Origin of the sequence: Hallella absiana (assembly GCF_025457485.1) — a bacterium.
Taxonomy (GTDB): domain Bacteria; phylum Bacteroidota; class Bacteroidia; order Bacteroidales; family Bacteroidaceae; genus Prevotella; species Prevotella absiana.
In genome coordinates this window covers 1-12,381 of sequence record NZ_JAMXSP010000013.1, presented here as the reverse complement: position 1 = coordinate 12,381, position 12,381 = coordinate 1, and the positions used below count along the sequence as shown (strand labels likewise).

Here is a 12,381-nt window from a genome sequence, read left to right as displayed (position 1 = left end):
TTTTGCTTCTTTGAAAATATTCCTTTATCTTTGTCGAAAAATAAGCAACTATGGATAAAGCAGACATCAGTGACAAGGTAGAGTATGTGATAGCCGCTATCAGCGAATTCGGCAAGCGCCACGGACTATCGCATGTTGAAGCATATCGCTATCTCAAACGGTTTCAGGGGATGGATATGCTCGACAAATTCTACGACGTCATGCATACGCTGAGCTTCAAAGACGTCACTGACGACCTAACCGCTTTCTGCCATCGCCACGGAGGGGCATTGGTATGAAGCTATATCACGGTTCGACAGTGGAGATAAAGGAAATTGACATTGCCAAGTCTAAACCGAACAAAGATTTTGGACGTGGCTTCTACCTCAGTGCCGACAGGCTACAGGCGCAAAGGCTTGCGGAGTATAAGGCTTATCAAATTGGCGGCAATCCAGTTGTCAATGTCTATGACTTTGACGAGCGACTGTTAACGGATGGAACGCTGAAGGTAAGGAGGTTTGATAGCTACTCAAAGGATTGGGCAGAATTCATCTTCGCTAACAGACAATCAAAAACCGGAGAAAGCGTTCACGACTACGATGTTGTCATTGGCCCCATAGCCAACGACAAGGTCGGTGTACAGGTGCGTAAATACTTTGACAAGGAAATCACACTGGAAACGTTTCTCGAGAATTTGAAATATATGAAAGGTATTACTTTTCAGTATTTCTTCGGCACTGAGAAGGCAATCAAATATCTAAGAAAACTATGACTGACTTTGATTATATGTTAGAAGGGATGACTCGCGACCTCACTGTCTTGCTTATGGAGCGGAGAAAGATGCCAATGACCGATGCTTTGGACACGCTCTATAACTCTGAGACATACGAGAAATTGTCCGACCCGCGCTCCGGCCTCTATTTTCAGGCTCCCGGTTATGTCTATGATTTCCTTGACAAGGAAATAGAGTACGGCAAGATGCAATGATGATGGTTCTTCATGTAATAAAGTTGATTTGGCACTTGCTCCGAAATGCGATAATTCGACGGAGTAAGCACGACTTAATATTCTACCATGAGGACGATGGAGTATGGTATGTGGACTTCCCTGATTGGCCGTTCGCGCACCACAACCTTGCGATGGTCGGTGGTGCCGACAAGTTGTGCAGCTACTTGGCGGATGGCAAACAGACCGTTCGCGTTGAGGTCGTTGCAAGCCAGCATCCCCTTTCCCTCTCAGGTTATGGTCTCTTGACCAAGACCTACAGCAACCTCTTCTATGGAACGGATTATAACGTAACTAGCTTCAGAAGCTTCCATCGAAGCGTATGGATATGCCCCGTCACGCTGTTCGTGCTGGGGCGATACCCAAGGTGCATCTACGTGAAGAAGAAATAAAAAAGCCCTTATGCATCTAAACAAGCCAGTCTAATAGAAATAGCTTTGCAATGCGATAAGAGCCTATCTTCTAATTGAAAATTTACGATAATCCAAATTTTTTTCTGCAACATTTTTTTCTTTATTGCTAAATTTTTCCTAAATTTGCTGTTGAATAGATTAAAAACATGAAGCCAATGGCAATAATAGATATTGTAAAATACGAACAACAAGACGGGGTCATCGTGCACAAGTTCCCTTCTTGTGATTTGCGATGGGGATCTCAATTGGTTGTCTACCCTGGTCAGGTGGCATTTTTCGTAAAAGGAGGTAAGGTTTGCGACAAATTCACGGAAGGTACTTATACTCTCAAAACGAACAACCTCCCACTTCTGAACAAGATAATCAATTTACCATTTGGTGGAGACTCACCTTGGCAAGCGGATGTTTGGTTTGTTAGTACGCTAAATCGCCTTAATCTCAAGTGGGGAACAGAGACTCCGATTTTGTTAGAGGATCCAAAGTATGATATTATAGTACCTGTACGAGCATATGGTCAATATGGCTTCAAGGTCAGCAACCCCGAGCAATTCGTTTATGGTTTGGTGGGCAACAGGTCGGATTTCAAAGAATACCAGTTGCAAGCTTACTTCCGTGGTATATTGTTGTCAAAACTAACAGAGGTAATTGCATCTAAAATTACATCAGATAAAGTGTCGGTTCTTGACATACCTACACATATCAGTGAACTATCCAACTATAGTGAAAGCGTTCTTAAACCTTATTTCCAAGATTATGGGTTAGATCTCTTGCTATTTAATTTCATCTCAATTAACATTCCAGAGAATGACCCGAGCCTAAACGAAATAAAGAAGGCTAAGAATCTGTCTGCACGGTTGAAGATTGCTGGCAAAGAGAACTATAAGATGGAACGTTCTTTTGACGTAATGGATAAGGCTGCCGAGAATGAAAGCGGAGCAGGAGCCGCATTCATTAATGCTGGATTAGGAATGGGAGCGTCCATGAATATGGGTAAGCAAATGGCTAGTCAGTTCATTCCAAATTCCGACTCAAGTAACGAACCGCCGCCAATACCAATTAAAATCGAATATTATTTGGCTATAAATGGAAAGCAACAAGGGCCATATACAGCAACTCAAATTCAAAGTGCAATAGATCAAGATAATTCTGTCTTAAGCATATTAGCATGGAAAAAGGGGATGAGTACATGGGCTCAATTGTCAACTTTTGCTGAATTTACGACTTCAACAAGCAGTGGTTCTGTACCACCACCAATACCGAATAATTAAAACTTAAATAAAATGAGCTTAGTAAATGTAAAATGTCCTAATTGTGGAGCTTCCATACAACTGGACGATAGCAGGGCAGAAGGATTCTGCTCATACTGTGGCTCCAAAGTAAGATTGGAAGAAGCAAAGAAACTGACAATTCAAGGAACTGTCAAAGTAGATTCATCTGATGAACTCGCAAATCTATATCAAATAGCAAGACGAGCTAAAGATTCTAACAACAGTGAAAATGCCGCGAAATATTACGAGATGATACTCGTAAAAGACCCTAATAGCTGGGAAGCGAACTTCTACACGGTATACTTTAAGGCTATGTCATGTAAGATTGGTCAGATATTTGGAGAAGCGGACAATGTTAATAATTGCATCAAACCTGTATTTGAACTCATAAAGGCTAATGTAAAGGACGCTAATGAACAGCAGAAAGCTGTTGTTGAAGTTGCGATCAGAACATTATCGTTGGCTCAAATGCTTTACAATGCCGCCTTAAACCACTTCCAGCAATTCATGTCTGTCCAAGGTCAAGCTGACGAAAGTGCAAATACCTTATATGCATGTGGAAAGATAGCGTATACTATAGGTGATGAAATATACGCCAATTTTGATAGTTCCTTATACAAGGACTTGATTATCAAGGCATGGTCACAAGGCATTGACTGCAATCGCAATTCAAGTAGTGCTTACTCGATGGCAAGAGGAAATATCCTTCAGCCTCAAAATTCTATAGCGGAACAATACAGATCTAAAATTCAACAGTTGGATCCCAGTGTCACTCCTCCTGCAGCATCTAGCGGCTGCATGGTTCTGCTTGTAATTGCAATGTCGCCATTCATAGCACTACTTGGTTGGCTATTGTGCAACTAACTTGAATAGACAAAGGATTAGACGACTCACACAATCCATTCTATGAGAATGTGATTGTGTGAGTTGTAACATTTGTTATAGCTTATACTGGTTGACGTTATAACCTTGGTCGACAAGCTCACGGAGGAGCTCCTCACGGCTGCGGTGACGGACATTCGGGTTCTCGCCACAGGTGGAGCCTGCCGGGATGTTCTGCGAACAAGGGATGCGGAGAATGCTGGGCAGGCGGAAAAACATGGTGTTCTCGATATTCTTCACCTCTGCCGTCAGACGGGCACCTTTCAACCGAGAAAGCCGACGGGTGAGAGCAACTTCTATCTCTCGTGAGAAATATTTGGCGATGAGCTCCTCCTTAGAAATCTCGTCTGCACGCCAGGCACGAACGTCCTCAGGCTCAGCACGCTTCGATATGCGACCGTACCCCTCGATGCCAATGAACAGACTGGGAGGAGCTTGGTATGCCTCCATGATGTTGAACTTGCTCATATCAACGACAGAGGGAATGCCATACATTCGAGGCTGCTTGGCACGTTCCTGCGCACTTTTCTCACGCTTCATCTGTCTCAACTCGGAAGACACATTATTTATATAGAGGAATTGACGATAGTTCTCCTCCTGTTCCTTAGCAAGCTGCTCCTTGCATTCCGCAAGCTCCTGCAAAGCTTTGTCGCGTTCGGCGGTGCGCCGTGCAAGATCGGTCTTCAGTTTCTCCACCTTCCCCTGCCAAAGCGCAAGCGTATCCTCAGCCTCTTTGACCTTGCCTTGCAGTTTCTCTTTCTCCAAGAGCAGGTCGGACTTGCCAAAGATGTCGGTGACCTTGTTGAGTCCCATGAGCATGGCCTGCTTGCCTTTCTTCGTAATCTTGAGCTTCCTGACTTCCGACTGGAGCTCAGCAACTGTCTTGCGGATGAGGTCCGCTTTCTGTAGCAACTCCTCATTCTCAGAGCGTAGCTGGTCGTTGCTCTCCTGACACTGCGCTATCTCCGCCTGCAGGTTCTCGTTCTGCTGTTGCAAGGCAAGACTGCGCTCCGCCTCTTTCTTGTTCTTGTATTGTACGGCATTGAGATGTTTGACATCGGAACTGACGCCACGCTCCATGCCGAGGATTTCAGCAGTCATAGTCTGCAACTGCGACATGTGGAGCTGGTTCAGCGCAAGGCTCTTGCCGTTGGGCTTTGTCCAGTCGAGACACATATGGGCATGAAGATTCGGCTTCCATTCTTCGCCTTTCTGTGACGGATGAGCAGTGCTGTGTCCCTCATCACAATGGATATGGATCTGCATGGTTTTGATGCCGAACTGCCGTTCCATGGCCGTGGCGAGTTGTCGCAGCTGCTCCATGGTGGTGGAGTCTCCAATGACGACGACAGCCTCACGAAGCGGTTGGGCGGTCTTCTGCATCTTCTGTCCGACGGCGGTCTTGTAACGATGTGCTATGTCTTCGCGGACTTCATTCATACTCTTTCCCTCGTAGCGTGGATCAAACCACGACTCGTTCAAATGGGAAAGGTCCTTGCGGATGTAACTCAGTTCCTTGTGGCGCAGGTTGTGACGCTCACTGCCTGCTTTCATAGGTTGGATGTTGATACTTGTTTTTTCCATAGTATAGAAATGGTTGAAATGGTTAGGATAGTCATACTTCTTAAAATGGGGTCGAGGGGCAACGCCCCCGAAAGGGTCAAGGGAAATGTGTTCCCTTGCACACATGTCCCTTTAGGGTCATAGTGTGCTATAACCCTGCTGGGGCAGGGTAGCTCTGCGAGGCTTTCCCAGAAGATGCTAAGGAGGCCTTGTCTTGTCAGTGTCCACACCTTTCTCAGAGGCTCTTGCCTTCAAGAAGTCAATGAGCCAGTCACCAATGTCGATCTTCTTCTCACGCTCATCATCAGTGGCAATCCTTTGGAGAAGGTCGGAAACAATGACGCGCTTGGGCAAGAAAAGAAGTCTTGCACGCTCCTTCCACTCATCATAGGCATCCACGTCGGGGAGTAGAATGACGGTGCGGTTGACAAGCGCACTTGTCTTATGCGGGGTCAGATTACATTTCCCTCCCGTTGCCAGCCACGTATATCGGGGATAGACCAGCGAGCCGAGCAGAGCACTCTTTTCCGACTCCACTATGGCCACCACATTATCTATAGGGTCGCTGTGGAGGATGTGCTCCCCGAAGAGGCACTGGCTCAGGACAAAGTCTCCGGTCAGCTTTCCCGTCTGAATGAGTTTGGAGTGTACCCAGTTGACAGCATGGGCGGTCTTCACCCTATGCCCCGTTGTGGCATCATATTGCATGATCTTACCCGAACGGGCATTGCCGTTGAAGTCCAGTTGCCAGTAGATGATGCTGCCGTCTTTAGCGGAGCCGATGAGGTAGCGGCACTGCAGCCGTATCAGGTCATCCTCGCTGACATGGCACTCGGTGCGCAAGAAGCGGAAGAAGTTGTTCTCTCGGCTGAATGAGTTGACGACGTAGTCGAAAGGAACAAACATCGGCTCTATACTGTCATTATGCTGTGCCATCATCATTCGTCTTACAGGTTATGGCATTTCCACCGGCTGTCCCATTGGACAGATGGGACGGTTGGGACACTTGGGACAGTCCGTCCTGTCCCGTCTGTCCCACTTGTCCTGTCTGTCCGTCTGGGACGCCACTGACCTCACGCAGCATACGATCCACGGTGGACTTGGAGACACCCATGCGGCTGGCAATATCGCGAAGCGAGAGTCCCGATGCCGAGAGCAGTCGTGCCTCCTGTACCTGCTCTTCACGGTTGACCATCCGGAGGTGGTCGTGCTCTGGTGCCGTTCCCATGTTGATGAACTGCACCATAGTGCCGACTTTCTCAATATGGCAGACCATCACGTTGTCGCCACCGTACCGCATCTCGCAGTTGCGCACCTTAACCTGCTTGACGTAACGCATATTGCCGCCCTGCGCACTGAGTCCGATGGCAAAGCAACTGTCGATAAAGTTGAACAGTTTCTTGCTGCCCGCGAGGTCGTTCTGGGTGATTGGCATGCTCATGTTGCGCTTGGGTGTATGAGCGATGATAAGGATAGAGAAGCCGTATTTGTTTTTCAATGTCCGCAGCCGCTGTACCAGTGCCGCGGAGTCCTCGCCTTTCTCCATCTGCATGCAGAGAATAGAGATGTTGTCGATGATGAGTATTCTCGCTTTTGTCTCCACCGCGGCATTCTCGATGTTCCTCATCAATGCGTCTTCGAAAGGTTCGTCTATAGACGCAATGAGATTCATGTCGGGCTGCACGCGGTAGAGTGTGGACGGGAAGTGATGGAGGTTGCCCTGCTCATCGGTGAAACGGAGCTGGAACTGCTTCTCCGACAACTCGAAGTCGAAATAGAGTACCGTCTCACCCGTCTTGGCGATGTCTTCGGCAATCTGTATGGCAAGGATGCTCTTGCCGACATTGCTGTCTGCAAAGAGACAGCCTATCTCATGCTCAAACCAAAACTCACCGTAGAGCTGCTTGGGATTCGCCGTCATGCTTGCCTCCGTCAGCGTGCGGTTGGCACTCTTGATGGAGAGCATGCCTACGGATGTGGGAACGCCTGCACTGGTCTGCTCGGCACTTTGCAATTCAGCACCTATCAGACTGGCTTTCTGCCAGGATGTGGGATTGCTCATATCATTCATATCCTATCCCTCCATGATTCGTTTCACATCGCTGAGCCGATAGTTGACACGGCTGCCTATCTTCACCGGTACAAGATAGTTACGCTTGGCCCACGTCCAAAGAGTTGTGTCACAAACCTTGAGCATGCGCTTCACCTCGCCCTTGGAGACGAGTTTTTCGCTGTCTTGCTTTTCCTTCGTGTTGGCAGACGGTGCCTGCTGACCTGGGGCAGAGGATATCATCGCCAGTACTGCCGTGCCGAGACGGCAAAGGGTCTCCACACCCTTGGCGGAGATGATGAACTGGACGTTGCCGTTGTGTTTCTCAATAGTATCGACAAGGCCGTGGGCCAGTAGTAAGGCTTCGTAGTCACGCTCGCCGGCATGACTTGTGTTTTTGAAATTGGCAGGTGTATTCATAAAGAAATATATGGTATTGATAGTTAGGATTATCCTGCTGCATGGACTTATGTGCCATGCAATAGGTGGTAAGTAGTAGTCTGACATTTGTGGGCACTCCCATTGTGTTCGGTATGCCCATAGTTCAAATTTCATGGTGGCGGTCTTGCCCGCACCCATGATAAGGTTGATGTGATGTAAACTCGATCTCTTGCCATATGCACATTTTTAAAATGAACGGAGCCTAATGACTCCAAAAGACAATAATGTGCAAATGGTCGGGCTTGTCTTGACCCCTTACAGCCGCAAAGTTAGGATGTTTTTTCCGTTTCCTCGGAATAAATTTTCGGAGAAAGCGTCAAAATGAACAGATATTAACAAAATAGACACTAAATTAAAACTTGTTCACAAAGATTCGGAAACGAGTATACCTATAGCAAGCTCCCGGTTGCCGCAATGTCCACTGCTACATGTTGCCGCAACCATACCTTTCTTGGAAAGAGGGTGATTGGCAATGCCGCTGCTCCAACTTGGTGCCAGTTATCTTGGCGCCTTAACTTGGTCCCTAAATTCATTTATAGATAAGGGGCTAAGATGATTATAGGCTAATTTACTGATAATAAGAGTGTTGAAAGTTAATCGGTTCTTTTCAACTTGGTCCCTAATTTGGTGCCTAAAAAGAATTTAGGGACCAAGATAGGATAAGGCATAAATCGGGGATAATGTATTGAGTGATAATTAGTTAAGAAACAAAATCAAGATCTTAAACTTAGTGCCTAAATAAAATCAGGCACCAAGTTATTTCGGCACTAAGTTTAAACAGTTTTATATTTCTGTATACTACTTCTCGGATGTTCTGGGTTCGTCATTTCTATTTTGCCTTCATCAAGCAAAGGCTTAAGATACTTGTTTCTGAATTTGGTTCTGTCACTATATCCCATAAATCCAAGTATTTCGGGCATTGTTCTTGGTACAGAACAGTATTGCAACAACTTGTTGAATTCTGTTTGGCTCGGTATAAGTTTCTTACGCCCCTTATGTCCAGCCTTTACTTTCTTAACTTCATTGTTCGGCTTCACCACCACTTCAAACACTGTGATCTTGTCTACATTGAAGTCTATAGGCGGATTGCCGTTTTCCTTGAACAGCTCCTTCACGCGGCTCACGCCACGGTTGAACATATTCACATATCCAAGGTTCTTCAATGCCTCGGCTATGATGGGATTGCGGTAGTCGTTGACATGGGGGAAGTTCTCGGGGCGTGCCTTGCCATATAGTCCGCCTGCATTCATTATCTCCAAACGGTCGCTGAACTCGTAATAGCGTATCGGCATGTTGGAACTGTAGTCGCGGTGCATGACAGCATTCAGTAGCAGCTCCCTGATAGCTTCCCGCGGATAGTTGACGACTTGCTCCTCGCGAAAGGCAGTCACTGGCACCGGCCTCGTCGTTACGACACTGTTCTCCGTAAAGGTGTCGAGCTTGGGCAACAAGTCAAACAAGCAGCTTGTGAACATACGCTCATTGAGTATGTCGGAGGCCTTGTCGTTGCCGCCAAACTTCACGTACTGCACGTATGCACCGGGTATAAACTGTTTCGGACGGTGAGCAAAGAGTATCACAGCAGCGTTTGTCGGGCAATGACTGTCCATATCGTACAAGCCTACCGATGCCATCTGTTCTTCCAGACTTCTGTTGTCAGCAGCCAACACGTCAGCGTCAACGGCTTTGGGGAGGTAGCCATTGCGTATCATGTCAACATTCAAATCCGACAGCTTGGCGCGCAGACACGGAGTGACATCGAATGTAGCCATGTTGGCCGTACGTCGCTCTGTCAGTATTCGTTCCTCGTCCTCGGAAGCGATGTCGCGTCGGGGCCCGATACGCACAAACACACGACCACGATAACGGACCGGTGTCATCGGCGACGGCTGCACCTCACAGACAAGCAGTTCACCTTCGGGAAACTCATAGCGGTCAACGCTCATGGTCGGTATCGGCAGTATGTTGCCATCCGAGCGAAGGGCAGCTATGTTCTTCAGCAAGGCATCCGTGACCTTGAAGCTGGGCTTTATTTCACCGTCGTCCTCAGCGCCTATTATCAGATAGCCGTTCTTGTGAGAGCCGGGCAGATCATTGGAGAACGCACAGATAGCCTCACTGAACTTGTCTTTATTACCAGTGGACACTGTACGCTCTATTCGGTATGTCTCAGTGCTCTTCAAGAGCTGTCGTAATTCTTCCTTCGTTATCATAATCGTCTGTTCTGCCTGTATGTATCTGTTGCAAAAATAATGGAAATACGCGAAACGGCAAAAGAAAGTGTGCCTTTTCATTGCCAGGTATGGCTAACTCTATCGTCTCATTCCGATTTTATTGCTTGGTCGTATGCTCTTTGCAGGTTCATCCACATACCAGCCGACACACCGAGTACCATTTCAAGTCCCTGCGCTATATTGTCCGTCATCGCCTTTTGCTCTGCGATGATGCTTTCAAGGGCCTCCGGTGTACTGCCAATGAGCATGGAGAGGTCCCTGGTGTTGTAACCATGGGATTCCAACTGTCGCTTGAGGATTGAACCGGGATGAACGGGGGTGAAAGCCTGCTTAGTCGTATTGGGCTCCACTGGCTTTTTGTCGGTTACCCTCTCCAATTTCTCCATCATCTCTTGCCTCACTTCTTCGTTGGGAGCCCAGTAGCGGTTGAAGGCATCGCTGTTAGGGTCGTGACCGGAGAGCGTTGCCACCAAGCCCTTGTCCTTGGTCTCGAGATAGAGGTTACCTACAAAAGTGCGACGCGCCATGTGGCTCGATGCCACCTCGTAGAGTTTCTTCTGCTCCTGCCGGCGTGTTGTAGGGTTGAGAATCGTTACCATACGGTCAAGCCCCGCACGCTTAAATACCTCCTTGATGTCCTCGTTATAGTCCTGCTGTGTAGTAAATGGGAACAGACTTTTTCCCTCTCTGTTCTTGTATCTGTCAAGGATGGCATGACTGATGCTGTTCAGTGGTACGCGGATCGTCCGTGGATTGCCGTCAACCGTCTTGCCCGCGATATATTCTACTGCGTCGTTGATGATGTTGTCACGGGTCAGTGCATAAAGATCGCTCACGCGACAGCCTATGAGTGTCTGGAAAACGAAGATGTCGCGTTGCAGGGCGAGCCGGGCATCATCAGAGAAGTCGGTATCGAGCAGTTTGTCCCTTTCCTCAAGGGTGATAAACACGGGAGTGCCATAGACGGGCTCATCGAGGTGAAACTTATCGAAGGGACGGTTCTGTGTCAGTCCGTTGTCGTAGCACCAGCGAAAGAACGTGCGTATCTTGCAGAAGTAGTCGATGAGCGTGTTCTCGCCACGTGGCTTGGACGGTCGCTTCTCTGGTGCGGCCTCAAACAACTCAGGATAGTTGTCGCGATAGATATGCTCGTTCTTCACATACTTCCAGATGTCGTGAAGCATCGTCTGGTCAACGTCATCTATATATAAGGTGAACTTCCGCTTACGCGGATGGGTAAGGCGCACGAAGAGCTCATAACGCTGCAGCACGCGCATGACTACACGGTTGTTCCGTATGCGAATGTCCGACAGCGGATGCATCTCAAGGTAATAGTCGTATAGCGACAGCAGCGTTTTCTTTTCCTCTACGGTCTCCTGCTTGTACTTTAATGGATTGTAATACTTGTCAAGGATGAGCTTCGGCCAGTTCTTGTCGATATTGTCGCGGTCGTGCTGGTAAGCGTCCTCGAAGAAACGGCGGATGGCGGTTACTTCCGTGTCGACCATCTGCCGCATCTCCTCATCGCAGACCATGCGACTTTTGATTTGCTGGTTCTTGCTGTCCCAGAGATTGGGATTGACCAAGATCTTCGTGACAAGGAACTTGTCGATGGATGTGCCTTCCTTGAAGCGTAGCGACAGTGGCACCTTGGATTCCAAATCTGTTGGCTTGAACTTTACCGATGTGCGGATAAGAAATCTAATTGTCATAATCGTCGTTGTGATAAGGGGTTATGATTACGGTTGCAAAGATAGATAATTTGCTCCATATTTGCTCCATATCTCCCAAATATTTTCAAATAAGGCTGAACGACTCTGAAAGTTATGATATACGCAACATGTTGATAATCAAACGATAATAGATGATTCTGAACGTTTCTAAATACATTATCATTTGCTCCAATTCAGTATTCGCGCCCCCGAGTCTGGGTACAATATAAATCCCGTAAGTCCTTTCATATAAAGAACTTACGGGATTTTTCATTTCCTCTTGGGAAACATTTGAGAAACATTTCGGAAGTTTCCTCTTTTTACAGATTCAAAACGCTCGCTTGAAAATGAGGCAAATGAGACTTTTCATTTCAGCCATTGAGATTTAACGCATCCGTATCCAGCCACGCATCCGTAACCACCGTAGATATTAGTATATGTCGGTTGGATGAAGGCAAGACCATGCTCTCCTATATCATTATTGTTTATGTCATTGATAGACTTCAGTATTTGATAAAACTCCGGCGATAGCGAGAAAAGTTCGACACGATAAGCCGAAGTGTATGGCTGCCCAAGGACACACAAATGCAAAGTTACCACCTGCGATGTAACTTGGGACGAATCAAAGACATACATCAAATGATAGAAGTCATTATTAGTGCCAAAGTTGAGTTCTGTGTCAGTCAGTCCGTTAAGCAAAGGCTCAAGACTTGTCGGCCCAAGGGGGATTGTCCGTGGCGGGCAGATGCCGCTGCCTAACCAAAGACAGTAACACATCTATAGAAAAAGAAGGGTATATCCCTTATTCCCTTCAGGCATGACCTGAAGGCTTTC

The 12,381-nt window shown here is 47.3% G+C and carries 13 protein-coding genes; 6 read left to right on the top strand and 7 right to left on the bottom strand.

The genetic code is table 11. The features are described 5' to 3' along the window. Positions 1-50: 50 nt before the first annotated feature. The 6 genes from NG346_RS08090 to NG346_RS08065 all read left to right on the top strand — a co-directional run bounded on the left by NG346_RS08090 (position 51) and on the right by NG346_RS08065 (position 3,529). On the top strand, positions 51-278 hold the full coding sequence (locus NG346_RS08090; protein ID WP_262280395.1) for a DUF3791 domain-containing protein: 228 nt from the start codon (positions 51-53) through the stop codon (positions 276-278). Continuing rightward, entirely contained in the window at positions 275-751 is a 477-nt protein-coding gene (locus NG346_RS08085) for a DUF3990 domain-containing protein (RefSeq protein WP_262280396.1), read from the top strand. Before NG346_RS08090 ends, NG346_RS08085 begins: the two co-directional genes overlap by 4 nt. Further along, positions 748-966 carry a hypothetical protein gene (locus tag NG346_RS08080; protein ID WP_262280397.1) on the top strand — a complete coding sequence of 73 codons (219 nt, stop codon included), beginning with the start codon at positions 748-750 and terminating at the stop codon, positions 964-966. Before NG346_RS08085 ends, NG346_RS08080 begins: the two co-directional genes overlap by 4 nt. Then, positions 963-1,376: a DUF6717 family protein gene (locus tag NG346_RS14620; RefSeq protein ID WP_396266782.1), complete on the top strand. Its 414-nt coding sequence runs from the start codon at positions 963-965 to the stop codon at positions 1,374-1,376. The genes NG346_RS08080 and NG346_RS14620 overlap by 4 nt, the downstream gene beginning before the upstream one ends. Before the next feature lie 167 nt (positions 1,377-1,543). Next, positions 1,544-2,665 (top strand): SPFH domain-containing protein, encoded by a 1,122-nt coding sequence (locus tag NG346_RS08070; protein WP_262280399.1) that lies wholly within the window; start codon positions 1,544-1,546, stop codon positions 2,663-2,665. Between the two features lie 12 nt (positions 2,666-2,677). Next, positions 2,678-3,529: a TFIIB-type zinc ribbon-containing protein gene (locus NG346_RS08065; protein ID WP_262280400.1), complete on the top strand. Its 852-nt coding sequence runs from the start codon at positions 2,678-2,680 to the stop codon at positions 3,527-3,529. A 75-nt stretch (positions 3,530-3,604) separates the two neighbouring features. Here NG346_RS08065 and NG346_RS08060 read toward each other — a convergent pair whose 3' ends face one another. From NG346_RS08060 to NG346_RS14615, 7 genes are all read right to left on the bottom strand, one after another. Continuing rightward, entirely contained in the window at positions 3,605-5,131 is a 1,527-nt protein-coding gene (locus NG346_RS08060; RefSeq protein WP_262288583.1) for a hypothetical protein, read from the bottom strand. Positions 5,132-5,308: 177 nt separating this feature from the next. Next, the gene (locus tag NG346_RS08055) at positions 5,309-6,046 is read right to left on the bottom strand and encodes a DUF6371 domain-containing protein (RefSeq protein ID WP_154535462.1); all 738 of its coding nucleotides are present in this window, start codon (positions 6,044-6,046) and stop codon (positions 5,309-5,311) included. Next, positions 6,033-7,181 (bottom strand): AAA family ATPase, encoded by a 1,149-nt coding sequence (locus NG346_RS08050; protein WP_154535461.1) that lies wholly within the window; start codon positions 7,179-7,181, stop codon positions 6,033-6,035. The genes NG346_RS08055 and NG346_RS08050 overlap by 14 nt, the downstream gene beginning before the upstream one ends. Positions 7,182-7,184: 3 nt before the next feature. After that, entirely contained in the window at positions 7,185-7,580 is a 396-nt protein-coding gene (locus NG346_RS08045; RefSeq protein ID WP_154535460.1) for a helix-turn-helix domain-containing protein, read from the bottom strand. A 794-nt stretch (positions 7,581-8,374) separates the two neighbouring features. Further along, positions 8,375-9,814, bottom strand: coding sequence for an RNA-binding domain-containing protein (locus NG346_RS08040; RefSeq protein WP_262288582.1), 1,440 nt, complete (start codon positions 9,812-9,814; stop codon positions 8,375-8,377). Positions 9,815-9,921: 107 nt separating this feature from the next. Next, positions 9,922-11,547 carry a phage integrase SAM-like domain-containing protein gene (locus NG346_RS08035; protein WP_154535458.1) on the bottom strand — a complete coding sequence of 542 codons (1,626 nt, stop codon included), beginning with the start codon at positions 11,545-11,547 and terminating at the stop codon, positions 9,922-9,924. Positions 11,548-11,913: 366 nt separating this feature from the next. Next, a complete protein-coding gene (locus NG346_RS14615) occupies positions 11,914-12,324 on the bottom strand; it encodes a DUF4249 family protein (RefSeq protein ID WP_396266777.1) in 411 nt (136 codons plus the stop codon). Positions 12,325-12,381 lie beyond the last annotated feature (57 nt).